The organism is Methylotenera sp. (assembly GCF_030684185.1).
In the GTDB taxonomy this organism is placed as follows: Bacteria; Pseudomonadota; Gammaproteobacteria; order Burkholderiales; family Methylophilaceae; genus Methylotenera.
The window spans coordinates 565,481-592,417 of the sequence record NZ_JAUXOY010000014.1; the positions used below are offsets into that span (position 1 = coordinate 565,481).

The following is a 26,937-nucleotide window of genomic DNA, read 5'->3' on the forward strand; positions in this document are numbered from 1 at the left end:
TATAAACAGTTTATACCGTTAAGCCTGCTTTGAATATGAAATATTTATGACAATTTGTCAATTGTTTGCTATTTCATAACGCCAATTTATCTTTTGCCAAGCCAGGGTTTCTTCATCTAGCAAATAATAGGATTGAGGGTATTTATCAGGCCATGTTTTTGGTAAAGTTAACCGAATGGTGTTGTTTGCGTTGTTGTTTGCGTTGTTTTTTGCATAGTGAAGCTGAAAGCCTCGCAGGTTAGGCATTTGGCGGGCATGGCATAAAATAACGGCTAAACGTAAGCAGATTAATTGCATGACAAAAATACGGTCAGTAAAATCCGCTTCTAATCGTTTCAATTTCGCCTTTTGGCCTAATATTAACAAACTCAAGCAATGTAATTCACTTTGAGAAAATCCTGCAGGTTCAGTATGCTCCAGTATATATGCACCATGTAAATGTGCATCAATTGGTGAGACGATACAGCCAATTTCATGTAATAGTCCCGCCCAGTATAATTTACGGGAGTGTAGCTGGCGCTCGCCCTGTGCAAATTGAATATCTTCACTTATTTTTTCAAACAACTTTTCTGCAACATCTGCTACTGTTTTAGCGTGAGTTTCGTCTACATCAAACTTGCGAGCTAAGCGCTTTACAGAGGCGTTTCTTAAATCCACCATATCATTTTCACGGGCTAGCATGTCATATAGCAAGCCGTGCCTGAGTGCGCCTTGTGCAACATTTAAAGTTTCAATATTTAAAAAATCAAATATAGCGATTAATATGGATAAACCACCAGCAATCACAGGTTTTCGATCTTCTCTTAGTCCAAGCAGGCGCAGTTTATCAACATGTCGAGTGCGTAATAACTCTTCGCGTAACCAATGTAAGCCCTCTTTGGTCACAGCATCAGCAGGTCTGCCGTATTGCACTAAAACATCAGCCACCGCGCTTACCGTGCCGGAGGCGCCGTAGGCAACGTCCCATTGCTTGGTGCTAAAGTTAGCCCCTAGCGTTTCAAATATAGATTCAGCAGCAATTTCTGCACGGGTAAATGCTTTTTCAGTGTAATCGCCAGTACCAAAATGCTTGAGTGACCACGCTACCGAACCTACATGTAACGAGGCCGTATGGTGCGATGTAAAGCCTTGTCCTAAAATAAACTCCGTAGAGCGCCCACCAATATCAATCACCAGCCGCCTATCATTCGATTGCGGTAGAAATCGACTTACACCCTGATAAATGAGTCGCGCTTCTTCAACGCCGGAAATCACCTCTACATCAAACCCCAGCGCTTTTTTAGCAAGCTTGATAAACACATCACGATTATTCGCTTCTCGTAAAGTTTGGGTTGCTACGGCACGCACGTGAGAGGCATCAAAGCCCTGAAGGCGTTCGCCAAACCTTGCTAGGCAGCGTATACCGCGTTCTATGGACTCTGCTGTCAGGTTGCGATCTTCATCTAAATCACCGCCTTGTCGCACGGCTTCTTTCAGGTATTCTACACGCTGAATATGACCGCTATCCAAACGGCCAATTTCCAGCCGAAAGCTATTGGAACCTAAGTCAATCGCGGCCAGCAAAGCTTTATCTGCAGGATTGGGGGGCAAGTTATTTGGGAGATTTTCCATAGTGACTTATCGGTGGTTTATATGAGTTTTTAATAATGGAAAAAACAATAATATTGTTTATAGTGTAATTATAGTTTGAAAGTTTGATGACAAAGTTATATTTAATTGAACAATTGTACTAATGTGAGTTAAATATATGCCGCTTGAAAAATTCTGTTTCATCCCCATTTGTGCTTTATTGTTTTTCATTAACCTATTTAGGAGCTTAATCTATGTCCGCAGAGACTGCACAAAAAGAAACATCGCAAAAAGAGACTCATCCAAAAGAATCGATGGCCTTTCAGGCTGAAGTTAAGCAGCTACTTCAATTGATGATTCACTCTTTGTATAGTAACAAAGAGATTGTATTGCGCGAGTTGATTTCTAATGCCTCTGATGCCGCAGATAAATTGCGCTTTGAAGCCATTGCAAATGGTGCGCTTTTTGAAGGTGATAGTGAGTTAAAGATTCGTGTCGCATTTGATAAAGATGCGCGTACGGTGACCATTACTGACAACGGTATTGGTATGAGCCGTGAAGAGGTGATCGCGAACATTGGTACGATTGCAAAATCAGGTACTAAAGAGTTTTTTAATGCACTTTCTGGCGACCAGGCAAAAGACGCTAATTTGATTGGCCAGTTCGGCGTGGGGTTCTACTCAGCCTTTATTATTGCCGACAAAGTCACGCTGACGACTCGCCGTGCAGGAGCTACTGAAGCAGTGCGTTGGGAGTCAACAGGCGAAGGTGACTTTACGCTTGAGGCGGCGGAAAAATCAGGCCGCGGTACGGAAGTGGTACTGCATTTGCGTGAAGGAGAAGATGAGTTTTTAAGTGACTGGAAACTTAAAACCATTATTCGCAAGTATTCAGACCACATTACTTTACCAATCGTGATGAAAAAAAACGAGTGGAAAGAGGGTGCTGAAGTTGCAACTGATGAAGAAGAAACCGTGAATAAGGCTTCTGCTTTGTGGGCGCGCAGCAAAAACGATATTACCGAAGAAGAATACCAAGAGTTCTATAAACATGTTTCGCATGATTTTGAAGCCCCACTGGCCTATACGCATAGCCGTGTAGAAGGCAAGCAGGAATATATTTCACTACTGTATATTCCAGGCAAGGCACCCTTTGATTTATACGACCGCGACCGCCGTCATGGTATCAAGTTGTATGTAAAACGCGTATTTATTATGGAAGATGCTGAAAAGTTGATGCCGCAATATCTGCGTTTTGTACGTGGTGTGATTGATACTTCTGACTTGCCATTAAATGTATCGCGCGAAATTTTGCAATCTAGCCGTGATGTGGACGCGATTAAAGCGGGTTCTGTGAAAAAAGTGTTGAGCCTGCTTGAGGATATGGCTGAAAACAAGCCTGAAGATTACACAAAATTCTATACCGAGTTTGGTCGCGTATTGAAAGAAGGCCCAGGTGAAGATTTTGCCAACAAAGACAAAATTGCTAGCTTGTTGCGCTTTGCTTCAACCAAAGCGGATTCTGGTGTGCAAGAAGTTTCATTAAAAGATTACGTAGCGCGTATGCAGCCTGAGCAAGATGTGATTTATTACATTACTGCTGACAGCTTTGCTGCAGCGCAACATAGCCCGCATTTGGAGATTTTCCGCAAAAAAGGCATTGAAGTGTTGTTGATGAGTGACCGCGTTGACGAATGGTTACTTGGTAGTTTGACCGAGTTTGAAGGTAAAAAACTACAGTCTATTGCCAAAGGTGACTTGGATTTGGGCAAGCTTGAATCGGATACTGAAAAAGAGATTCATAAGAAAATTGAAGAAGAAGCCAAAACTTTAGTTGAGAAAATAAAAAATACGCTGGGTGACCAAGTGAAAGATGTACGCGTAACGCATCGATTAACCGATTCACCCGCTTGTTTGGTCAGCGATGAGCATGATTTATCAGGTAACCTAGCTCGTATGTTAAAAGCAGCGGGACAAAAAGCACCAGAATCTAAACCTATATTGGAGATTAACCCTACGCATAAGTTGGTGAAGCGTCTTGAAGCAGAATCAGCAGATGCAGTATTTAGTGACTTGGCATTTGTATTGTTTGACCAGGCTTTGTTGGCTGAGGGAGGCACGCTTGATGACCCGGCAAGCTTTGTTAAACGTATGAATAGTTTAATCGGTTAGCGATTGGTGATTCAATAAAAGAACCCGCTCGGCGTAAGCCAGGCGGGTTTTTTCATATTGGTTTAAAGAAATTGTCAATGAACAGTCATTTGTAGGTGGTACATTTTTTGCTAGAATACAGGTTGAGATTAAAATTTAATAATTAGCAACCAAAGGCTCCAATGACAACTCCAGCGAAAACCCCTGCTAAAGCAACCCTTAAAACTAAAGCTTCACCCAAAGCAAAAGACGGGATCAGTGAAAAGCCGAAGAAAACAAGTAAGTCTAAAGTGGCTGCTGTTCCTAAGCTATCGCCTATAGATCAAGCTTTGCAGAACCATTTGATTTTTTCCAGTTTTAAAACAAACGATGCCGCAACACCTAGGGATTGGTACGATGCAGCTAGCTATACTGTGCGCGACCATGTGGTGGAGCGTTGGGTTAAAACAGCCGAGTCTTATTATCGAGATGATCCAAAACGCGTTTATTATTTATCATTGGAGTTCTTAATCGGGCGTATGTTAAGTAATGCCGCACTAAATTTGGGCATAAATGATGAACTAAAAGATGGACTTTCATCATTAGGACGTGATTTAGAAAACACTGTGGAAATGGAAACGGATGCTGCACTAGGTAATGGCGGCTTGGGTCGTTTGGCTGCTTGTTTTCTGGATTCAATGGCAACAATGGATATTCCAGCTACAGGCTATGGCATTCGTTACGAATACGGTATGTTCAAGCAAACCATTGAAAATGGGCTGCAAGTTGAAAACCCGGATAACTGGCTGCGTTATGGCAATATTTGGGAATTTCAACGCCCGGAAGCCACTTATAACATCAAATTTTATGGCAACGTAGTGAAGTATGCGTCTGAAGGCGGTGAAACGCAGCATTGGGTAGATGCTGAGCACGTAGTGGCAATGGCATACGATGTGCCCGTGCCTGGCTTCGGCGGCGATACTGTAAACAGCTTGCGTTTGTGGTCGGCCAAAGCGGCGCGAGAGTTTGATTTGAGTCATTTTAATGACGGTAATTATGAAAAAGCCGTGCAAGAGCGTAACGATACTGAAAATATTTCTAAAGTACTCTACCCAAATGATGCTTCAGTATTGGGTAAAGAGTTACGTTTAAAACAGCAGTATTTCTTCGTTTCAGCCTCTATTCAAGATATTCTGCGTCGCTTTTTAAGTACGCATGAAATGAAAAAACAGGCGGACTGGAAAATCCTGCCAGACAAAATTGCCATTCAGCTTAATGATACGCACCCTTCGATTGGTGTAGCGGAGATGATGTATCAATTAGTGGATGTGCATGGGCTGGCTTGGGATTTTGCATGGGGGTTAGTGGTTAAGGTTTTTGCGTATACCAACCATACCTTAATGCCAGAAGCCTTGGAAACCTGGACAGTAGATCTCTTTGGACGTTTGCTACCACGCCATTTAGAAATTATTTATAAAATCAATTTTGAATTCTTGCACATGGTTAACCATCACTTCCCGGGTGACCCTGAGTTGTTGAAACGCGTATCAATCATTGATGAGTCTAATGGCCGTCGTGTGCGCATGGCGCACTTGGCTGTAGTTGGTAGTCATACAGTAAACGGCGTGGCTGCCTTGCATAGTGAGTTATTGAAACAACATCTTTTTGCTGATTTTGATCGCATTTATCCTGGAAAAATGACCAATGTGACCAACGGCATAACACCTCGCCGCTGGTTGAACCAAGCAAATCCTGGATTGACTGCCCTGATAGAAAAAGCGATTGGTGCTGACTTTAAAAAAGATCTGACACAAATCAAAAAAATTACACCTTTAGCTAATGATGCAGAATTTAGAAAAGCATTTGCAGCAGTAAAGCATGCTAATAAAGCCAGGTTGGCTGCCAAGATTGAACAAAAAACCGGTATTAAGCTGAATGTGAATAGCTTGTTTGATGTTCAAATTAAACGTATTCACGAATATAAACGCCAATTGCTTAATGTATTGCATGTCATTACTTTGTATAACCGCATTCGTAGCGGTGAAAAAGGACTTACACCGCGTACGGTTATTTTTGGCGGAAAAGCTGCGCCTGGTTACTGGATGGCTAAACAAATCATCCGTTTAATCAACGATGTGGCGGCAATCGTGAATGAAGATGTTGCCGTTGGTGACCAGCTCAAAGTGGTGTATTACCCCAATTATGAAGTTTCAGCGGCTGAAATTTTATTTCCGGGCAGTGATTTGTCTGAGCAAATTTCAACAGCCGGTACTGAGGCAAGTGGCACGGGTAACATGAAAATGGCTTTAAATGGTGCACTAACCATTGGTACCCTAGACGGTGCAAACGTCGAAATTATGGAAGAAGTCGGTGATGAGAATATATTTATATTCGGTCTCACAACACCGCAAGTAGCTGAAGTAAAAGCGAATGGCTATAACCCGAATGATTGTTACCATAGTAATCCAGAGCTGAAACAAGTGCTGGATATGATTGCTGATGGATACTTCTCAATCGATGAGCCAAATCGTTATCAGCCAATTGTTGATAATTTGCTGAAAAATGGCGATCAGTATTTGTTGCTGGCCGATTATGCAAGCTACATTGAAACGCAAGATAGAGTAGGCAAGTTGTACCAACATCAAGATGAGTGGACACGTTTGGCTATTTTGAACGTGGCTAATATGGCTAAATTCTCTAGTGATCGTGCGATAAGTGATTATGCTAAAAATATCTGGCATGTATAAAACCTAATTCAGATTTAAAAGTCTTTAAAAGAACTGCCCTGTAAGCCTGATGGATATTGGCTTGCAGGGCAGTGTTCATTTATAGCCTGTGTGTATTAAAACGCACTAAAATAGGTAAACGTAAATTATCATTAGCACTCAAGCAAAACCGCCATTTAAGGTTATGCTTATGTTACACGTCATTCATTGGAGATAAAAATGCGTCTTTTTTTTACAAAATATAGTTTAGCAACTTTAGGTTTTGTCTTATATGCAATGCATGCTAATGCCTTAGGTGTTAGTGAGTTAACCAATAAGGAAACCAGCGCGGGCTTAAAAGAAGCGTTGACGCAAGGTGTTAGCAAAGCAGTGAGTTCACTCGGAGCCACTGATGGTTTTTTAGGTAATAATGAAGTGAAAATTCCGCTGCCCAACTCACTTAAAAAAATAGAAAAAGGCATGAAACTGATGGGCATGGGCAAGCAATCTGATGAGCTCGTTTTAAAAATGAACCGTGCTGCTGAAGCCGCCGTACCCGAGGCCAAAACCTTATTGGTCGATTCCATTAAAAAAATGAGTGTGGCCGATGCCAAAGCGATTTTGACAGGCCCGAATGATGCCGCCACACAATATTTCAAAAAAACCACTTCAGAGCAAATGACCGCCAAGTTTTTACCTATTGTAGAAAAAGCCACTGCCAACGTTCAATTGGCTGATTCATATAATAAATATGCCGAACAAGGCAGTAAATTTGGATTGGTGAAAAAAGAAGATGCGAATATCAACCAATACGTGACCAAAAAAGCTTTAGATGGCGTGTATTTGATGATTGCGAAAGAAGAGGCAGCGATTCGCCAAGACCCTGTGGGGCAGGCAAGCAGCTTGCTAAAGAAAGTGTTTGGGGCCTTGGGCAAGTAATTTTGCTTATAAGGGATGAATCAATTGATTCTGGTTCATTGATTCAATGTAAAGTTGATTTCTAGGGAAAGATTATGCCTGATTAGGGCTGATTAGCTTGCATAATCCGCTGTATGAAATATCTTTCGTTCGGCATATTATGTTTCATTAAAACGCCCTACAACAAATCATTAGCAATGCTAATGATTTGTTTCTTAGATTTTAGTCTACACTGGCATGAAAGATTTTCGCCTATATTCTTTTTAATGCCTCCGAAAGCCTTATAAATAAAGGCTTTCGGAGGCATTGTTTTCTTTCGAGCATATAATCATCAAAAATGACGTTTTAATGCAGACGTCAACTGTTGTATTTTTTCGGCTGAATGGGCGCTAATCTGTTAAAATTTCGGCTTATTTAAATCGATGAATTTTTGCCCGATATTCCATGAGCCAATCTAACTCCAGCCCTCAAATGGCTTGCCTGCGTGGCAGCGCCGCTTTATCTCAATTTCGTATTGAAAAGATTCAATCTCAACTGAGCCACAATACGAATATCAAGCATTTGTACGCGGAGTTTCGACATTTTATCTGGGTTGAAAATGACGGTGTGGATGTTGCCTTAAGTGCTACGCAACAAGAGACTTTAAAACAGATTTTAACTTACGGCCCAACTCTGCAGGCAGAAGATCCGCAAGGTGAATTACTTGTGGTGATTCCGCGCATTGGCACTATTTCACCTTGGGCATCGCGCGCAACTGACATTGTTAAACACTGTGGTTTAGAAACTGTGCAGCGCGTAGAGCGTGGCATTGCTTATTTTGTGCAAACTAAGAATGGCGGAAAATTAACGCTGGAAGAGCGTAAGCAATTATTGCCGTTGATTCATGACCGCATGACTGAAACTGTGATTGTCAGTTTGGATGACGCAGCTCAGTTGTACCACACGGATACGCCCAAACCCTTAAGCACCGTAGATGTTTTGCAAGGTGGCAAAGCTGCATTGGTGCAGGCCAATAGCGAAATGGGCTTGGCGTTGTCTCCCGATGAAGTGGATTATTTGTTTGAAAACTTTACTAAGATTAAACGCAATCCTACCGATGTAGAGTTGATGATGTTCGCGCAAGCGAACTCTGAACACTGCCGCCACAAAATCTTCAATGCCGATTGGGTGATTGATGGTGCTAGCCAAGAGTTTTCACTCTTCGGCATGATACGCAATACGCACAAACTCAACCCCGGCAACACGGTGGTGGCGTATTCGGATAACTCATCGATTGTTGAAGGCCAAAACGCAGGTGAAAAAACCAAGCGCTTTTACCCGCGTGAACATGGTGCCTATAGCTTTATCGAAGAAGAAATGCACTATTTAATGAAGGTGGAAACGCATAATCACCCAACTGCTATCTCACCGTTTGCCGGCGCAGCTACAGGTGCTGGTGGCGAGATTCGTGATGAAGGTGCCACGGGTAGTGGCTCTAAACCAAAAGCGGGGTTGACGGGTTTTTCAGTGTCGAATTTAAATATTCCAAATTTTGAGCAACCATGGGAACTCAATGATTACGGCCGCCCTAGCCGTATCGCTTCACCGCTACAGATTATGATTGATGGTCCATTAGGTGGCGCGGCCTATAACAACGAGTTTGGTCGTCCAAATATTGCGGGCTATTTCCGTACGTTTGAGTTAGAGAGTAATGACGAAGTGCGCGGTTACCATAAACCAATTATGCTGGCGGGTGGCTTGGGCAATATTTCTGCCAAACATTCAAAAAAAAACCCGATTCCAGCAGGTGCGGCTTTAGTGCAATTAGGCGGCCCGGCGATGTTGATTGGGCTTGGTGGTAGTGCGGCATCGAGTATGGATACAGGTTCTAACGTTGAGAATTTAGACTTTGATTCAGTGCAACGAGGCAACCCAGAGTTAGAGCGCAGGGCACAAGAGGTGATAGACCGTTGCTGGCAACTAGGTGATGCTAACCCAATTTTGAGCATCCATGATGTAGGTGCAGGCGGTATTTCAAATGCCTTTCCGGAATTAGTTAACGATGCGGGTGTAGGTGCGGTGTTCCAGTTGCGTGATGTGCATAATGAAGAGCCGGGCATGTCGCCACGCGAACTATGGAGTAATGAGGCGCAAGAGCGTTATGTGATGGCGATTGCGCAAGAAGATTTGCCGCGCTTCAAGGCGATTTGTGAGCGCGAACGTTGCCCGTTTGCAGTGGTGGGCATTGCTACCGAGGAGCGTCATTTAACCGTGGAAGACAGCCATTTTGGTAATAATCCTGTTGATATGGAAATGTCCGTATTGCTCGGCAAGCCACCAAAAATGACACGTGATGTGAAAAGTGTGGCTAAACAATTACCAGCGTTTGACACCAGCAAGATTGATTTAAAAGATGCTGCAGCGCGCGTGTTGAGATTACCAGGCGTAGCCGATAAAACTTTTTTGATTACGATTGGCGACCGTTCTGTGACTGGTTTAGTTGCGCGTGAGCAAATGGTGGGCCCATGGCAAGTGCCTGTGGCCGATGTTGCTGTGACCTTGGCAGGCTACGAAACCTATGTAGGCGAAGCCTTTGCCATTGGTGAAAAAGCGCCGTTGGCACTGGTGAATGCGCCTGCATCTGGCCGCATGGCGATTGGTGAGGCGATTACCAATATCGCTGCTTGTCTCATTGATGATTTAAGTGTGTTGAAGCTATCTGCCAATTGGATGGCACCAGCAGGCCACGCAGGCGAAGATGCGGCAATGTACGCCACCGTGAAAGCCGTTGGTATGGAGCTTTGCCCTCAACTAGGCATCAGTATTCCAGTGGGTAAAGATTCAATGTCGATGAAAACCGTGTGGAATGAAGACGGTGCCGATAATAAAGTAATCAGTAAGGCTGTGACATCACCTATTTCATTGGTGGTGACGGCTTTTGCAACCACCCCGGATGCACGTAAAACTCTTACGCCACAATTGCAAATGGATGCACCAAGTAAACTAATTTTGATTGACTTAGGCGCAGGCAAAAACCGCATGGGCGGCTCTAGCTTGGCGCAGGTATACGCTGCGGTGGGCAATGTAGCGCCTGATGTAGACGATGCAAACCAGCTGAAACATTTCTTCAACACCATTCAGCAATTGAATAAGGCAGGGAGAATTTCAGCCTACCATGACCGCTCAGACGGCGGCTTATTTACCACCTTGGTTGAAATGGCATTCGCAGGACATTGCGGTTTAAATGTCGATTTAAGCAGCTTGCAAGGTGATGTGGTCAGTGCTTTATATAACGAAGAGCTTGGCGCGGTGATACAAGTGGCGGCAAATGATGCAGACGCAATCGCAACGCAATTTAACGGCTTGGCGCACATTATTGGCGACGTAGTTGCTGGCAACAGCATTGAAATCACACAGCACGGCAAAGTGGTTTTTAGTGATACGCGCATCAACTTACATCGTATGTGGTCTGAAACTACTTATCAAATGCAAAAGCTGCGTGATAACCCAGTTTGCGCTCAACAAGAATATGATCGTATTTTAGATGATAGTAATCGAGGTTTATTTTCTGAGTTAACCTTTGACCCTAGTGAAAATATCGCCGCGCCATATATTAACTCTGGTGTGCGTCCAAAAATGGCAATCTTGCGTGAACAAGGCGTGAATGGTCACGTAGAGATGGCGGCCTCGTTTGACCGCGCAGGCTTTGCTACTTTTGACGTACATATGAGCGACATTATTGCAGGCCGTGTGTCACTTAAGGAGTTTGCCGGGTTTGTTGCCTGTGGCGGATTTTCTTATGGCGATGTACTCGGTGCGGGTGAGGGCTGGGCTAAATCGATTTTATTTAATGCACGTGCGCGTGATGAATTTACAGCCTTTTTTGAACGTAGTGACAGCTTTGCGTTAGGGGTGTGCAATGGCTGCCAAATGATGAGTAATTTGCGTGAGCTCATCCCTGGCGCTGCTCACTGGCCACATTTTGTACGAAACAAATCAGAGCAGTTTGAGGCCAGGCTAGCCATGGTAGAGGTTTTAGACTCACCTTCATTATTTTTTAAAGGTATGGCTGGCAGCAAAATGCCAATTGCAGTTGCTCACGGCGAAGGTTTTGCAGAGTTTTCTATAGAACCTTCTGCAACTTCTGCAGTCAATGAATTGCTGGCTAAAAAGTTGGTAACGATGAGATTTATCGATCACACGTCAACACCAACTGAGGTTTATCCGTTTAATCCAAACGGTTCACCGCAAGGCGTTACTGGATTAACCAGCACAGATGGACGTTTTAGTATTATGATGCCACACCCTGAACGTGTTATTCGCAACGTACAAAATACCTGGCAGCGTTGTGATGATGTTGAAGATAGTGCTTGGATTAGAATGTTCCGTAATGCAAGACGTAATATTGCGTAAGTTTTTAAACTGTATAAAAGTTAAATAATAACCATGGAGAAAAGTAAGATGAAATTCATTAGTACACTGTTGGCTGCACTCGTTTTAAGTTTTTCTATCAATGCAATGGCGCTTACGGATGATGAGTCTTTAGAGTATGTAGAGGCCATCACAAGCGGTAATTTGAAGATGGTAAAAAAATATGTTGAGGCTGACCCTAAAAACGTAAACGAGATGTCATTTGCCTGGACACCACTGCAAATGGCGGCAAATAAAGGCCAAATCGAGGTGGCAAAATATTTGTTAAGCAAAGGCGCAGATATGAATTATACCCACCCTTTATCAAAAAACACGGCATTTCATCTTGCAGCATTTGGTGGTTTTAGAGATATGCTCACTTTGCTTGCGAAGAGCGGGGCTGATGTAAATATTAAGCTTAAAGCAAATGTTTCGCTGATTCGCCCGTTCAGAGATGCTGAAAATAACAGTATGATTGAATTTTTAAAGGGGTTAGGCGTTAGTGAAGAAGGCTGTAACGATGCTAAGTGTTTTGATGAATCTAACTAATTTTTCTATGTGACTAGAGTCACGCAAATATACTAAAAACCATTTAGAATGGTGTTTTGAATTTAACGTAGCAACACTCAAAACACCATGAAAAAATTACATACTTTTTGGTTTATTTCTGTATTACTTATAACCTCAGTCTGCTTACCAACGATTGGTAATGCGACTGAGGTTTCTGTTTTTTCAGCTGAGCAAAATACACATATACGTGCTTTGGCTGCTTCATGTGCAGCGTGTCACGGGACTTTAGGTAACAGTGTTGGAAACAACAGCGCTACAGATACGAGTAGCGCAAATGCTGTTCTCGCTGGCATAGACCCTGCCGAATTTACCAATAAAATGCTTGGGTTTAAAGATGGTAGCCGCAAAGCGACTGTGATGCATCATCATGCTAGAGGGTTGAACGTGGATGAAATCAACCAGCTTGCCGTGCATTTTTCACAGCAAAAACGTGTCACTAAATCACCCGTCAAATCAGAAATATTAAAGGCCGAACATGACTGATCATCTTAATCGACGTGACTTTATTAAGGCAGCAGGTGCTGCCGGGGCATTGCTTATTGGCAACAATAGTTTTGCCCGTGCGACTAAGCCGCCTATGGGCCGCGTGGTGGTGATAGGTGGTGGCTATGCGGGTGCTACTGCGGCCAAGTATCTTCGTATGTGGAGCCTCGGAGCTATTGAAGTCATTGTAGTAGAGCCAAATAAGCAGTTCGTATCATGTCCATTAAGCAACTTGGTATTGGGTGGTAGTAAAAGTATCAATGACTTGACCTTCGGCTACGATGCGCTTAAAGCAAATCATGGCATTAAATGGGTGCAAGACACGGTGACAGCGATTGATTCCACTGCAAAAAAAGTAACCATGTTGCGTGGTGAGCTTAGCTACGATAGGCTGGTTGTTGCACCGGGTGTCGATTTTATTTATGACGGACTGCCAATGCTGGCCAGCGCAGAGGCGCAAAGCCAAATCCCGCATGCATGGAAGGCTGGCTGGCAAACGGTTAATTTACGCAAGCAGTTAGAAGCCATGCCAGATGGCGGTGTGTTTGTGATGACCATACCAAAAGCACCTTACCGTTGCCCGCCAGGGCCGTATGAACGAGTATGCCAAGTGGCGAGTTATTTCAAAGCACATAAACCGAAAAGCAAAATTATTGTGCTTGATGCCAACGCAGAAATTATTTCTAAAAAAGGCTTATTCGCTAAAGTTTTCAATGAAACATACGCAGGTATTGTAGATTACCGTCCTGATAACGTGATTACAGGTGTGGATGTAGCTACTAAAACGATTACAACCGATTTTGATAAAATTAAAGCAGAGGTGCTGAATGTTATTCCGCCACAGCGTGCGGGGAAGATTGCACAAATAGCGAATTTAACAGAGAGTGATTACCCGTGGTGTGACGTTAATTTCTTAACCTATGAGTCCAAGTTAGTACCAAGTGTTCATGTGCTAGGTGATAGCGTTGCGGCAGGTTTACCAAAGTCTGCTCACATGGCAAGCAACCAGGCCAAAGTTTGCGCCAACGCCATTGTGCAACTGATGGCAGGCCAAGCGCCAGACCCTGCACCAGTATTTGCCAACACTTGCTATAGTTATGTGACTGCTAAATCAGCCATGCACGTGGCGAATGTGTACCGCTACGATGAAGGTAAAAAAATCATGGTATCGGCTGAGGGCGGCGGTGTATCAATGAGCCCAAGTGAAAAAGAGGGTGAATATGCCGCTGCATGGGCGCAGAATATTTGGGCGGATACCCTTACTTAAGTTTTAAATGAACTTACGTTTTAGGAATTAAAATGGTTTTAGAAAATAAAATGCAGAAATTATTACGCTTCACTATTTTTACATTACTTGTTTCTTTAGCTATTTTTAACATTCAAACAGCCAACGCTAAACCTGACTTGTCTGGGATTAAATTACCTGCTGGCTTTAAGATATCAATATATGCTGATTCTAAAACCAAGCAGGGTAATTATTTAGCTGGTGCAAGATTTATGGCATTTGACGCTAGTGGCAATCTTTACGTTTCTTCGGCCGAGGGTGACAGGGTGGTCATGTTGCCAGATAGCAATAAAGACGGTGTTGCTGATGAGGTTGTTTTAGTAGCTGGTAACCTGAATGCACCGCAAGGTTTGGCTTTTGTTGGCGATGTACTTTTGATTGCAAATCAGGATGGTGTCGTAAAGTTAGAAAAAGATGCTGATAATATTTCAAATGGCGGATGGTCAGCTAATGCTAAACCTTTTATCAGTGACTTGCCCTCAGGTGGGCATACCCTTAAAAACATTAAGCTTGGGCCTGATGGGTATTTATATTTAAATATTGGTTCCAGTTGTAATGTTTGCGTTGAAAGTGACCCGAGGCGTGCAACCATCTTGCGTTACACACTTGATGGTAAACCAGCAGGTGCGCTAGTCACATTAGGACGTCACCAACAGTCGGCGGTATGGGCGCGCGGATTACGCAATTCGCAAGGCTTTGCCTGGCACCCAAAAACAGGCGATATGTTTGCCACTAATAACGGTGCTGATATGCGCTCTGATACAAAAAACGGAGCTGTAAATGATGAACTGCCGCCAGAACATCTTAATAAGATTGAAGCAGCTAAACATTACGGATGGCCATATTGCTGGGGCGATCCAAATAATTTGAAAGCTCAGGTTGAAGATCCTAACTTTACAGCCGAACCTGGGTTTTGCAAAACTACTCAAGCCCCTGCGATTACGTTTAAGGCGCACGCAACGCCGATAGGCATTACTTTTTTAGAGAAAACAAATTGGTCTGCGGACTACAAACAGGATGCAATTGTGGCAATGCATGGCTCGTGGAATCGCAAGCAGCCCTATGGATATAAACTGGTACGTATTAAGTTTAAAAACAATCAGCCAGTTGAAGTTAAAGACTTTGCAACGGGCTGGCTACAAGATGGCGCCGTATGGGGCAGGCCTGTAGATGTGATGGTAGGAACAGATCATGCTTTATATGTGTCTGATGATAAGGCTGGAGCGATTTACCGCATTACTTACATGCCAGGTGCAAAGTAGCAGTAAATTGGCTACTGAATGATAATTAGGAGACGGTTTATGAAAAGTGTTATTCAAAAAACTGCCATTACTTTTATTGTGCTTATAAATGTGATGGCGAGTGCAAGTGCTGCTGAGTCGAAAGCAGGTACTTTGTTATATATTAGCCCGAATGATTATCAATACAGCGTACGTTTGTTGCACCCCTATTATGACTATTGGTTTGAGCAGGGGCCAATTGTAGAGCCTATAGCATTAAAGGCATTAAATATAAAATATGGTGAGGTAAGTATTTGTACTGCAAATGAAACCGCTGATACGATTATTCGCATAAAACCAAACCTTTTTTATAACCCGCAGATGCGTGTGTATCACAGTAAAATTGTAGCCACTGTATACTCAGGCGGAGGCAGTGTTATGGGTACCTATGTCGGTCAAGCGCAACAGCAAGGCTTCATTAGCGTTGATAACGGCACTAACTATCACATTAATAAGGTGTATACATTAGCGATGCAAGATTTAACGGCTAAACTAGAAGTTAAACCATTGCCTGAAAATGTAAAGGCTGAAAATAAGTTGCCATGTGGTTTGATTGGCGCGCAAGAACAACCCAAAATCAATTTTTATTAATAGTCGTTTATGGCATTTTGAAAAATTAGAAATCAATAGGAATAATCATGCAAAAAAACTTTTTAGATAAAAAATTATTAGCAAGTGCGTTAATGTTGGCCCTGTTAGGAGCTGGTTGTGCAACCGAAGTTAAAACTAATCAAGGCGATATGCAAAAAATCACGGGTTTAAAAACCCCGGAGTCTGTAGTGCAGGCAAATAATGGAAAAATTTACGTATCTGAAATTAATGAGTTTGGTAAAGATGGTGATGGGCAAATTACTGTAATTGAAGACGGCAAGCAGCGTGTATTTGCAACGGGCTTAGATGACCCTAAAGGTTTGGCTATCATCGGTCAAACCCTGTACGTAGCAGATAAAACCAAAATATTGAAAATTGATGTGAATGGCAATGTAAAGGTGTTTGTGCCTGCAAGTGAATTTCCTGTCACACCATTATTTCTGAATGATTTAGAGGCTGATCCGCAAGGTAATTTGTATGTGAGTGATAGTGGCGATTTATTTAATACCAATAAAGGTGGGGCAGTGTACAAAATTAACTCACAGGGCAAGGTGCAACTGCTGATTAATGACACGCAAGATGCTCGTATTAAAGCTCCCAATGGCTTATTAGCAGATAACACAGGTCATGTTTTAATCATATTGGATTTCGCATCTGGTGTGTTGTATAGCCTGAATACACAAACTAATAAATTAACTGATATTGCAGAAGGTTTTGGCGGTGGTGATGGTGTAGTGCATCACTCTAACGGCACTATGTATGTGAGTGACTGGAAAAATGGTAAAGTTTTTAGTGTAAATACCAAAGGCGATGTTGCAGTGTTGAAAAGTGGTTATCAATCAGCCGCTGATATAGCGATCACTAAAAATGAAAAATATATCATGGTGCCGGACATGAAAGCAGGTGAACTGGATTTCGTTCCAGTTCAGTAGTTTTTCATGTAACTATCAAATGGTTGTAACTTTTCCTAAATGGTTTCTGAATTCGCATCATTAGAGCTTCGCCAAGCAGCATTAGCTTGCTTGGCCGAATCTGAAGCCATTGTAAAAGCAAATGCTGTGCGTCAGCTTGCCAGCGACTGGCATGAAGGCAGGATTGCTTTAGAAGTTAACAAAATTATTGTTGACCAAATGCCTATTCCAGGGCGTCCTGAAAAACCTCAACTTATTGCCCCCAGACTACTTAAACACCGAGCAATGAACACACCAGATGGCCGTGCTGCTTTGATTCATGCGCTCGCGCACATTGAATTTAATGCGATCAACTTGGCGTTAGATGTTATTTGGCGTTTTAATCATATGCCTGCACAGTTTTATATAGACTGGCTAAAAGTGGCTGATGAGGAAGCCTATCATTTTGGTTTGCTTAATGCGCATTTACAGCATTTAGGTTTTAGTTACGGTGATTTTGATGCGCATAATAGTTTGTGGGAAATGGCAGAAAAAACAAAAAATAGTGTGCTGGCACGTATTGCCTTGGTGCCACGCACTATGGAAGCACGTGGCTTAGATGCCTCACCGCAGCTAAGAGCAAAGCTCGCACAAGCGGGGGATATGGCTGCAGCAGAAATTCTGGATATTATATTGCGCGATGAGATCGGGCATGTAGCGATTGGTAATCATTGGTTTAACTGGCTATGCAAAGAAAGCGGCTTGGAGTCTTTGGGCACATTTCAGCAATTATGCAATGAGTATGCTGCGCCTAAGCTACGGCCGCCGTTTAATCTAGGTGCCAGGCGGCAGGCTGGGTTTAGTGAGCTCGAACTAGCCTATTTAACTGAAAGTTAATAGGCCAACTTGTCTTAGGTCGTAAGTAACCCAGTCACGCCATTTAATCCAACAAAATTAAGCGCATAAGTCGCCTGTGCCTGCACGATTGGTTTTGCATGATAAGCAATACCAATGCCTGCGGCTGCCATCATTTTTAGGTCATTTGCCCCATCGCCAATGGCAATGGTTTGTGCTGAGGTTAATCCCAATTTTTCACGTAATTTAATTAATTCATCAGCCTTGGTTTGTGCGTCCACAATATCGCCTAACACCTTGCCAGTTAGTTTTCCGCCAATAATTTCTAGAGTATTTGAAACTGCATAATCTAAGTTTAGCATTGCTTTTACGCGATCTGCAAAAAATGTAAATCCACCAGAAACTAGCAAAGTCGCAATGTTGTTAGCTTTACAGGCAGCTATCCACTCTGTTGCACCTGGGTTGAGCGATAGCCGCTCATTCAGCACACGCATCAAATCAGATTCTTTTAAGCCCTTGAGCAAAGCCACACGTTCACGCAGGCTTTGCGCAAAGTCTAACTCGCCAAGCATCGCGCGCTCAGTGATTGCAGCAATTTGCGGCTTTATACCAACTATGTCAGCAATTTCATCAATACATTCTATGCTGATGAGCGTTGAGTCCATATCCATTACACAAAGCCCATAATTTTTTACTATGTGTTTGTCTTGTACATAGGCACAATCAATCTTTTGTTCGGTACAAAACAGTTGTACTGATGCAAGCGGGGTGGCTTGGTTTGCCAGGTAATAAGCGTGTTGAGCGATTTGTACAAATTGCACACTGGTAGCACATAGCTGGTGAATATGCGCTAAATGTGAATAAGAAATAGTCGAACCTTGAATAACTAGACGCATAAGTTTTGAAATTTTGTTAAAAATGCAATTATACACTTTGCGTATTCCGTGTTTGAGTAAAAGCCATAGAATATCAAGCATCTAGACTGGCGCATTTAGCTGAATTGGGCGAAAATGTGCATTACTTTTAATATGAATATTATTTTATGAATTTGCATGAATATCAGGCTAAAACTTTACTGCAAAAATACGGCATTCCAGTGCCACGGGGGCAAGTAATTGCTGTTGCTAAAGAGACTGTCGCCGTTACTACAGAAATCGCCAGTGATGGCTGGGTTGTCAAAGCCCAGGTTCATGCTGGAGGGCGTGGTAAGGCAGGTGGCGTTAAAGTTGTTAAGTCGGCTAAAGAGGCGCAAATAGTAGCGAGTGAGTTGTTAGGAAAAACACTGGTGACTTATCAAAATGCGCCAGATGGGCAGCCTGTCAATCAGGTGTTGATAGAAGAAACATTACCCATTGCGCGTGAGCTTTATTTGTCTATGTTAGTTGATAGAACGCTTGAGCGGGTAGTGGTGATAGCTTCAAGTGCAGGTGGAATGGATATTGAAGAAATCGCACAAACAAGTCCGGAAAAAATCCTGGAGGAAATCTGCGACCCATTGAATGGTTTGGTGGATTTTCAGGCGCGTAATTTAGCTTTTAAACTGGATTTAGCAGGCGACCAAATCAGCGCGTTTACTAAGATACTTAAAGGTTTGTATCGCTTATTCAAAGAAAATGATTTGGCTCTACTGGAAATTAACCCGCTAGTGGTGACGACAGATGGCAAATTGTTCGCGCTCGACTGCAAAATGAGTATTGATGACAATGCGTTATATCGCCAAAAATCTTTGGCAGAGCAACGTGATTGGTCGCAAGAGGATAGTAAAGAAGCTATTGCGCACCATGCAGGGCTAAATTACATTGCGCTTAACGGCAATATTGGTTGTATGGTGAATGGTGCCGGGCTTGCCATGGCAACGATGGATTTAATCAAACTACATGGTGGTACACCCGCTAACTTTTTAGATGTAGGCGGCGGTGCGACAGCTGAAACTGTGACTAAAGCATTCAAAATCATTCTGGCCGATAATAACGTCAAAGCTATTTTAGTGAATATCTTCGGCGGAATTATGCGTTGTGACATCATTGCAGAAGGTATCATTACTGCGGTAAAAGATGTCGGTATGCAAATTCCGGTCATCGTGCGTTTAGAAGGTACCAATGTGGATCTGGGTAAACAAATGTTACAAACAAGCGGATTGAATATTATTTCAGCGAATGACTTAACAGATGCTGCTGTGCAAGCTGTGAAGGCGGTAGCAGTATGAGTATATTAGTCAATAAAAACACCAAAGTGCTTTGTCAGGGCTTTACTGGCAAGCAAGGCACATTTCACTCGGAACAGGCGCTTGCATACGGCACAAAAATGGTTGGCGGCGTGACTCCAGGCAAAGGTAGCTTGGTGCATTTAGGTTTGCCAGTGTTTAATACTATGCGAGATGCCGTGCGCGAAACAGGAGCTAATGCCAGCGTGATTTACGTACCGCCTGCGTTTGCGGCAGATTCGATTTTAGAAGCTTGTGATGCTGGTATAGACCTGATTATCTGTATTACTGAAGGTATACCAGTATTAGATATGCTCAATGTAAAAGCTGCACTAAAGGCAAATGGCACTAAATTGATTGGGCCAAATTGCCCAGGCGTCATCACACCAGATGAATGTAAGATTGGCATTATGCCAGGTAGCATTCACTTACGTGGCAAAGTTGGTATTGTTTCACGCTCTGGAACGCTGACTTACGAAGCTGTGCATCAAACCACTGCGCTAAAGTTAGGGCAAAGCACATGCGTGGGCATTGGCGGTGACCCGATTAAGGGGCTTAATTTTATTGAGTGCTTACAAATGTTTGAAGCTGATAGCGAAACAGAAGCTATTATTATGGTGGGTGAAATTGGCGGTTCAGACGAAGAAGCGGCTGCTGAATTTATTAAGAGTAATGTCACAAAACCCGTTGCAGCCTATATTGCCGGGCAAACAGCGCCTGCTGGTAAGCGTATGGGACATGCAGGCGCCATTATTTCAGGCGGTAGCGGTAAGGCTGTAGATAAAATACGTGCGCTTGAATTGGCTGGTGCGGTTGTTGCTAGTTCACCTGCGGGGCTGGGTGAGGCTGTGCTTGCCGCCATTAGTAATAAAAAGTAATGCGCCGTTAATTGAATTATAGGAAATCAATTCTTTAAAGATCATATGTATATTCTATTCAAAAGTTTTTTAGTTACGTTATTCATCATGTTCTCTGTGGCATTTCCTGCAGTAGCAGAAGACCTTTCCTACTTACTTACTGCAGCATCTAAAGGCGATGTGGCCACAGTTAACGCCATGCTGGCAAGCGGTGCAAGTGCTAATACAAAAGATGTTGATGGCGTGACAGCTTTGATGTATGCCGCACGTAAGGATCAAGCTGAAGTAGCCGCCAGGCTGATAAGCAAGGGAGCGGATGTAAACGCTAAGGATAAGGGCGGATGGACGCCACTCATGTATGCCGCAAAAAAAGACCACATTGCAACAGTTGAAGTGTTGTTGAAAAATGGTGCAGATACCAAAGTGCGCGACCCTTATGGCTGGAGTGCGTTTGGCATAGCCGCTGTAGCAGGTTATTCAAGGACCGTTGCGCTTTTGCTGAAACATGGTGTGGATGTAAACACTAAAAGTGATGATGGTAGAACGGTGTTGATGCACGCGGCCAAAAGTGGTGATATTCCTACAATAACAACGTTGCTGGATAATAAAGCGGATATCCAGTCGCAAGATAAATTGGGGTTAACAGCGCTAATGATTGCGGCGCGACAAGGGCATGTTGCAGCGGTGGAGTTGTTGTCAAAATATGTTACAAGCGTTAACCAGAAAGACCTCGTAAATCAAAAGGACCTAGTAAATCAAAAAGATAATGCGAAATGGACTGCGCTCACCTGGGCCGTGAAAAAATCCCAATATGAGGCTGCAAAAGCACTGGTCTTAGCAGGAGCCGATGTGAATAGCTTGGATGATGAAGGTACACCATTGCTGCATATTGCCGTCAATAACGGGAAGACTGACATGGTTCAGTTGTTGCTCGATAATAACGCTAAAATAAAAGCTAAAGACAAATATGGTTTAACTGCTTTGGTCTATGCACTAAAAGGCCAGCACACAGAAATTGTTAAATTGATTAAAGACGCTGGCGGTAGTTATTAGTCAGCCCATTCTTGACATCATTTTTTTAAAGAATAACCCTGAATCCATGAAAATCGCAATTGCGCAAATGAACTGCATGGTGGGTGATATTGCAGGCAACGTAGCTAAAATAATTGACAATGCTAAACAAGCAAAAGCGCAAGGTGCAACCCTGCTTGTTACTCCTGAGCTTTCACTATGTGGATACCCGCCAGAAGACCTGTTGTTACGCGCAGATTTTTTACAAGCGTGCGATATTGCATTAAATAAACTAAGCGCTGCCTTATCAGGCATTACAGTCATTGTAGGACATCCGCAGCGGCTGGACGATAAATGCTTTAATGCGGCATCAGTGTTGCAAGATGGTAAAGTTTTTGCAACCTATCATAAGCACGCTTTGCCAAATTACAGTGTATTTGATGAGAAACGCTACTTTACACCAGGTAGTAAAGCCTTAGTATTCATGCATTGTGGCATTAAATTAGGGGTGCTTATATGTGCAGACGTGTGGGAACCTAAGCCCGCTTTATTGGCTAAAGAGGCTGGTGCCCAGATGCTTGTTGCATTAAATGCTTCGCCTTTTCATATGGAAAAACAATCGACCCGTTTGGATATATTGCGTCAGCGTGTATTTGAAACGCAACTGCCTATTATTTACACCAATATGGTCGGCGGGCAAGATGAGTTGGTGTTTGATGGCGGATCATTTGTGCTGAACGCAGGCGGCAAACTGACGCATCAGTTACCTGCATTTGAATCTGCTTTGGAAATAGTTGAGTTCACTGGAGTACATCCAAAACACACGACTATTGCGCCGCATTTAAGTATTGAAGCCTCGGTTTATCATGCTTTAAAGCTAGGCTTGCAGGATTACGTGCATAAAAACCGCTTTCCTGGAGTTGTGTTGGGCTTGTCGGGCGGTGTTGACTCTGCCTTGACGCTTGCAATTGCTGTTGATGCGCTTGGCGCAGAAAATGTACATGCTGTGCTGATGTCGTCGGAATTTACTGCCAATATGAGTGTAGATGACGCGATTGAAATGGCGAATTTGCTAGGTGTAAGATACAGCTTGATTCCTATCAGCACTCTTTTTGAGAGTTTTAGAAGTGCGCTTTCTAATGAGTTTGCAGGCATGCCTTTTGATACTACTGAAGAAAATTTACAAGCGCGTATTCGCGGTACGTTGCTGATGGCACTATCAAATAAATTTGGCAGTATTGTCGTTACTACAGGTAATAAGAGTGAAATGGCTGTCGGATACTGCACGCTATATGGTGATATGGCGGGTGGTTTTGCTTTACTGAAAGACGTACCGAAAACTTTGGTATATAAGTTATGCCATTATCGAAACAGCTTATCAAAAGCTATTCCGCAACGCATTATTACGCGCCCGCCATCAGCCGAGCTTCGCGCCAATCAGGTGGATCAAGACAGTCTGCCGCCTTATGATGTGCTGGATGGTATTATTGAAGCTTATGTGGAAGATGATTTAAGTAGCAAAGATATTGTTGAGATGGGCTACGCGGTAACAGATGTAAACCGTGTTATTACCTTAATTGACAGAAATGAATATAAACGGCGACAGTCACCCGTTGGCGTACGCATTACCCATAAGGGTTTTGGTAAAGATAGACGCCACCCGATTACAGTCAAACTGGATTTTGATATACACTTAAACTAATTATAAAAACTATTTTGGAGCTAGGCTAGTATGAAAAAAATTGAAGCAGTCATTAAACCATTTAAGTTAGATGAAGTACGTGAATCACTATCAAGTATCGGCGTTAATGGCTTAACAGTGACGGAAGTTAAGGGTTTTGGTCGCCAAAAAGGCCATACTGAGCTTTATCGCGGTGCTGAATATGTGGTTGATTTTTTACCTAAAATCAAATTAGAGCTTGTGGTAGCTGATGGCATCGTTGATTCTGCTGTGGATGCTATTATTAAGGCCGCACACACAGGTAAGATTGGTGATGGTAAGATTTTTGTGACTTCAGTAGAGCAAGTGATACGAATTAGAACTGGTGAAACTGGCGAATCTGCGGTGTAGTTACATCATACGGAGGATGTCTATCATCTTGTTTTAGCAGTCTTAATTACGGCTAAGGCACCCTCTCTATCAATAACCAAGCCAACGTGCACCTTGGTAAAACATAAAACTCACAACCCAAGCTAATCCTAGTGACCAAGCAATAGATAGCCACATAAATCCGCTACTTTTTGATTCGCTCCTGATGGTGGCAATAGTTGATAAGCATGGTGTGTAGATTAGTGTAAATAACATAAAACTCATGGCTTGAACCCAGTCAATTTGCATAGCAATTTGTGACATCAGAGCATCGCCCTGCATACCGTAAATTACTGCGAGTGCACCCACTACAATTTCTTTAGCGACAAAGCCAAATATCAAAGCGATAGCCAGTTGACTATTGATGCCAATAGGGTCTAGAAAAGGGGCAAATAAAGCACCGATTTGGCCTGCATAAGTACCTGCACTTGCAGGCGGAACATTGCTCGGAAAGTTGGTTAATGCCCAAACCAGCACTACGCCAATGACAATGAATTTACTGGCACGAACAAGAAAGTGTTTTACCTCATGCCAGCCACGCAATACAATTTGACGCAATGTCGGAAAACGGTAAGGGGGCAATTCTAAAATAAAAGGCTCAGCATTTTTATATTGGCCTTGAAATAGCACCGCCGTTAAAAACATCGTTAAAAAGCTCATGACATAGAGGGAAAATAAAACTAATGGCGCATGCTTGGCGGCAAATAGCGCAGTAATCATAAATATAAACACTTGCAACCTGGCCGAGCATAATGACAATGGAATTACCAGCATCGTTAGTAAGCGCATAGGACGAGAACGCATGATGCGTGTGCCCATCAGTGCTGGTACGTTACAGCCAAAGCCCATGAGCATCATAACAAACCCGCGGCCATCTAAGCCCATTTTAGCCATCAGCGCATCCATGAGAAAAGCTGCACGTGACAAATAACCACTATCTTCAACCATGGACATCACTAAGAAGAACAATACGATGATAGGCACAAATGCGGCTACTGTAGCTACACCATTATAAATTCCATCCAGCATCAGACCACTAAGCCATGCGGGGCTAGATGCAAAAATAGGTTCTAATAAGCCTGATCTGAGTACACTTAAGGCCCAAGCCAAACCGTCCTGCAGTGGTTTTCCAACCGTGAAAATAAATTGAAATAACACAAACATCGCGGCAAAAAATATAGGTAAACCAAACCATTTATGCAGCAAAACTCTATCGATTTTATCGGTGGTGTTGTCTGTGAAAGTGGTTGGCATTTGCACATGATGCTGAATCAAATCTTCCATCTCATGTTCAATTTGATTATCTTCCTGCAAAAATTGAGCAATCACTTGTGGATCAGTAGCTGGTTGATTTTGATTGATGATTTGTGTTGCTGCTTGTAATGCTTTTGGCAAGCCATCGCCATATTTAGCGCTGATTTGCAGTACTGGCATTTCTAATTCTTTAGCTAAATTATCGGCATCAATGGTAATGCCCGATTGCCGCGCTTCATCGGCCATATTCAAGGCAAGCACCGCAGGAATTTTCAACTTTTTAATTTGTAAGACTAAAGAAAGCTGGCGGTCAATTTGTGAGCTATTTAATAATACAATCACTAAATCGACAGCGTTGTTTGACAGGAAGTGCCGCACAACCTGCTCGTCTTCAGAAAACCCGTGAATATCATAAATACCGGGTAAGTCAATGAGTTCTGCAATATGCCCGCCAATAAGAATCTTTGCACTCATTAAATCTACGGTAATGCCCGGCCAGTTACCTACCCTGGCTGATGCACCGCTGATGCGGTTGAATAATGTGGATTTGCCAGTATTTGGCATGCCTAATAATGCGATACGTTTCATAAGCTGTTATTTTAGGCGCTAGTGGAGTGGGTTAGTATGGCTAAGTTTAACTTAATCAGGAGTTAGTTGATTGGATGGGTGTTTATTCGAATATGCGCGGCCTCAGTGTCACGTAAAATCACATCAGTTGTGCCTAAACGCACCTGTAGCGGACCATTAAAGTTGGCTCGGCGAATAATACTGAGCGGCTTACCTATTCGAAAACCAAGCGCGGACAGACGGTGAAATAAAAGCTCTTCAGCCTCAATTGCAGAAATTGTAGCTGGCTGACCTATTTTTAGTTGAGATAAAAGTTGCATGTAGTCACTTACAAATTAAATCATGAATGATAATAATTCTTATTATCGCATAAATTTAATATGATGTGCGTTCTTCAAGATGAAAATAGTGTTCAGTTATTACAATAGAAAAAGGCGCATGGAAGCGCCTATTTCTATTGCTAATTTATTTAAAGAGATTATTTCGCAACATCTACTTTAGCTTTAGCACGTAACTCAGTCATCATTTTTTCTAGGTTACGCTGTTGAAGGTTTTTTTGTAAACCTTCTTTTACTTTATCGTAAGCAAGCGGCTGTGAAGCACGAGTATCGACAAGTTTAATCACATGCCAGCCAAACTGAGTTTGTATCGGTGCGCTTGTAATCCCGCCTTTTTTTAGGGTTGCAACCGCATCGCTGAATGGTTTTACCATGGTAGCAGGAGAAAACCAGCCTAAATCACCACCTTTTTCTTTAGAGCCAGGATCCAATGATTTTTCTTTAGCGATTTTTGCAAAATCGCCACCTTTACCAAGTTTAGCAATGATTTCTTGGGCTTCAGTTTCTGTTTTTACTAAAATATGACGGGCACTATACTCTTTATCACCATATGCTTTTTTGTACTCTTCGTAAGCGGCTTTTGAATCAGCATCTGAAATAGGGTTTTTCTTCACGAAATCTTGTAAATAAGCAGAAGTTAATAATTCGCGGCGTGAAAGTTCTTCACGTGCAATATAATCTGGCTGTTTATCTAAACCAAGTTTTTGGGCTTCCTGGTACACAATTTCAGAGTCGATCAGTTTATTAGTGATTGCACCTTTGACTTGATCGTCAACTTTTTGACCGCGCGCAGTAGCATCTTTAGCAATGTAGTCATATACAGATTGCTTGATTGGTTTGCCGTTGACTGTCGCTACGGTGTCGCCCGCGAAGGCAGACGGTGCTAATGACAGAATGGCTAAAGCGATTATGGTTTGGGTGAATTTCATGCAAAAATCCTCATGGTTAAGAATG

21 protein-coding genes are annotated in these 26,937 nt (G+C 42.8%); 16 read left to right on the forward strand and 5 right to left on the reverse strand.

Annotation, left to right across the window (positions count from 1 at the left end):
• Nucleotides 1–57: 57 nt before the first annotated feature.
• Nucleotides 58–1,611: a Ppx/GppA phosphatase family protein gene (locus tag Q8J82_RS05430; RefSeq protein WP_305327893.1), complete on the reverse strand. Its 1,554-nt coding sequence runs from the start codon at nt 1,609–1,611 to the stop codon at nt 58–60.
• Nucleotides 1,612–1,823: 212 nt separating this feature from the next.
• Between Q8J82_RS05430 and htpG the strand changes: the two genes are divergently transcribed.
• The 11 genes from htpG to Q8J82_RS05485 all read left to right on the forward strand — a co-directional run bounded on the left by htpG (nt 1,824) and on the right by Q8J82_RS05485 (nt 17,706).
• Nucleotides 1,824–3,740: a molecular chaperone HtpG gene (gene htpG, locus Q8J82_RS05435; protein WP_305327894.1), complete on the forward strand. Its 1,917-nt coding sequence runs from the start codon at nt 1,824–1,826 to the stop codon at nt 3,738–3,740.
• A 161-nt stretch (nt 3,741–3,901) separates the two neighbouring features.
• Nucleotides 3,902–6,445, forward strand: coding sequence for a glycogen/starch/alpha-glucan phosphorylase (locus Q8J82_RS05440; RefSeq protein WP_305327895.1), 2,544 nt, complete (start codon nt 3,902–3,904; stop codon nt 6,443–6,445).
• Nucleotides 6,446–6,700: 255 nt separating this feature from the next.
• A complete protein-coding gene (locus tag Q8J82_RS05445) occupies nt 6,701–7,342 on the forward strand; it encodes a DUF4197 domain-containing protein (RefSeq protein ID WP_304891869.1) in 642 nt (213 codons plus the stop codon).
• A 423-nt stretch (nt 7,343–7,765) separates the two neighbouring features.
• Complete coding sequence (purL, locus tag Q8J82_RS05450; protein ID WP_305327896.1) at nt 7,766–11,713, forward strand: phosphoribosylformylglycinamidine synthase; 3,948 nt, start codon at nt 7,766–7,768, stop codon at nt 11,711–11,713.
• A gap of 48 nt (nt 11,714–11,761) precedes the next feature.
• A complete protein-coding gene (locus Q8J82_RS05455) occupies nt 11,762–12,259 on the forward strand; it encodes an ankyrin repeat domain-containing protein (protein ID WP_304909193.1) in 498 nt (165 codons plus the stop codon).
• Nucleotides 12,260–12,346: 87 nt separating this feature from the next.
• Nucleotides 12,347–12,763: a class I cytochrome c gene (locus tag Q8J82_RS05460; protein WP_305327117.1), complete on the forward strand. Its 417-nt coding sequence runs from the start codon at nt 12,347–12,349 to the stop codon at nt 12,761–12,763.
• Nucleotides 12,756–14,030 carry an NAD(P)/FAD-dependent oxidoreductase gene (locus Q8J82_RS05465; RefSeq protein ID WP_305327897.1) on the forward strand — a complete coding sequence of 425 codons (1,275 nt, stop codon included), beginning with the start codon at nt 12,756–12,758 and terminating at the stop codon, nt 14,028–14,030. Before Q8J82_RS05460 ends, Q8J82_RS05465 begins: the two co-directional genes overlap by 8 nt.
• Before the next feature lie 32 nt (nt 14,031–14,062).
• The gene (locus tag Q8J82_RS05470; protein WP_304891868.1) at nt 14,063–15,310 is read left to right on the forward strand and encodes a sorbosone dehydrogenase family protein; all 1,248 of its coding nucleotides are present in this window, start codon (nt 14,063–14,065) and stop codon (nt 15,308–15,310) included.
• Nucleotides 15,311–15,349: 39 nt separating this feature from the next.
• Nucleotides 15,350–15,919, forward strand: coding sequence for a hypothetical protein (locus tag Q8J82_RS05475; RefSeq protein WP_304909191.1), 570 nt, complete (start codon nt 15,350–15,352; stop codon nt 15,917–15,919).
• Nucleotides 15,920–15,966: 47 nt separating this feature from the next.
• Nucleotides 15,967–16,851 carry an SMP-30/gluconolactonase/LRE family protein gene (locus Q8J82_RS05480; protein ID WP_304890258.1) on the forward strand — a complete coding sequence of 295 codons (885 nt, stop codon included), beginning with the start codon at nt 15,967–15,969 and terminating at the stop codon, nt 16,849–16,851.
• A 39-nt stretch (nt 16,852–16,890) separates the two neighbouring features.
• Nucleotides 16,891–17,706 carry a ferritin-like domain-containing protein gene (locus tag Q8J82_RS05485; protein WP_304890257.1) on the forward strand — a complete coding sequence of 272 codons (816 nt, stop codon included), beginning with the start codon at nt 16,891–16,893 and terminating at the stop codon, nt 17,704–17,706.
• Nucleotides 17,707–17,720: 14 nt separating this feature from the next.
• Here the strand turns inward: Q8J82_RS05485 and serB are convergent, their stop codons facing one another.
• Nucleotides 17,721–18,560, reverse strand: coding sequence for a phosphoserine phosphatase SerB (serB, locus tag Q8J82_RS05490; RefSeq protein WP_304890255.1), 840 nt, complete (start codon nt 18,558–18,560; stop codon nt 17,721–17,723).
• Between the two features lie 146 nt (nt 18,561–18,706).
• Between serB and sucC the strand changes: the two genes are divergently transcribed.
• The 5 genes from sucC to Q8J82_RS05515 are packed head-to-tail and all read left to right on the forward strand — an operon-like array spanning nt 18,707 to nt 23,806.
• On the forward strand, nt 18,707–19,870 hold the full coding sequence (gene sucC, locus Q8J82_RS05495; RefSeq protein WP_304890254.1) for an ADP-forming succinate--CoA ligase subunit beta: 1,164 nt from the start codon (nt 18,707–18,709) through the stop codon (nt 19,868–19,870).
• Nucleotides 19,867–20,745, forward strand: a complete 879-nt coding sequence (sucD, locus tag Q8J82_RS05500; RefSeq protein WP_304890253.1) for a succinate--CoA ligase subunit alpha — start codon at nt 19,867–19,869, stop codon at nt 20,743–20,745. The genes sucC and sucD overlap by 4 nt, the downstream gene beginning before the upstream one ends.
• A 45-nt stretch (nt 20,746–20,790) precedes the next feature.
• A complete protein-coding gene (locus tag Q8J82_RS05505; protein WP_305327898.1) occupies nt 20,791–21,777 on the forward strand; it encodes an ankyrin repeat domain-containing protein in 987 nt (328 codons plus the stop codon).
• A gap of 46 nt (nt 21,778–21,823) precedes the next feature.
• The gene (locus tag Q8J82_RS05510) at nt 21,824–23,437 is read left to right on the forward strand and encodes an NAD+ synthase (protein ID WP_305327899.1); all 1,614 of its coding nucleotides are present in this window, start codon (nt 21,824–21,826) and stop codon (nt 23,435–23,437) included.
• Between the two features lie 30 nt (nt 23,438–23,467).
• Nucleotides 23,468–23,806 (forward strand): P-II family nitrogen regulator, encoded by a 339-nt coding sequence (locus Q8J82_RS05515; protein WP_304892059.1) that lies wholly within the window; start codon nt 23,468–23,470, stop codon nt 23,804–23,806.
• A 69-nt stretch (nt 23,807–23,875) separates the two neighbouring features.
• Here Q8J82_RS05515 and feoB read toward each other — a convergent pair whose 3' ends face one another.
• The 3 genes from feoB to Q8J82_RS05530 all read right to left on the reverse strand — a co-directional run bounded on the left by feoB (nt 23,876) and on the right by Q8J82_RS05530 (nt 26,912).
• Nucleotides 23,876–25,666: a ferrous iron transport protein B gene (feoB, locus tag Q8J82_RS05520; RefSeq protein ID WP_304892058.1), complete on the reverse strand. Its 1,791-nt coding sequence runs from the start codon at nt 25,664–25,666 to the stop codon at nt 23,876–23,878.
• Between the two features lie 62 nt (nt 25,667–25,728).
• On the reverse strand, nt 25,729–25,965 hold the full coding sequence (locus Q8J82_RS05525; protein ID WP_305327900.1) for a FeoA family protein: 237 nt from the start codon (nt 25,963–25,965) through the stop codon (nt 25,729–25,731).
• 158 nt (nt 25,966–26,123) lie between these two features.
• On the reverse strand, nt 26,124–26,912 hold the full coding sequence (locus Q8J82_RS05530) for a peptidylprolyl isomerase (protein ID WP_305327901.1): 789 nt from the start codon (nt 26,910–26,912) through the stop codon (nt 26,124–26,126).
• Between the last annotated feature and the right edge of the window lie 25 nt (nt 26,913–26,937).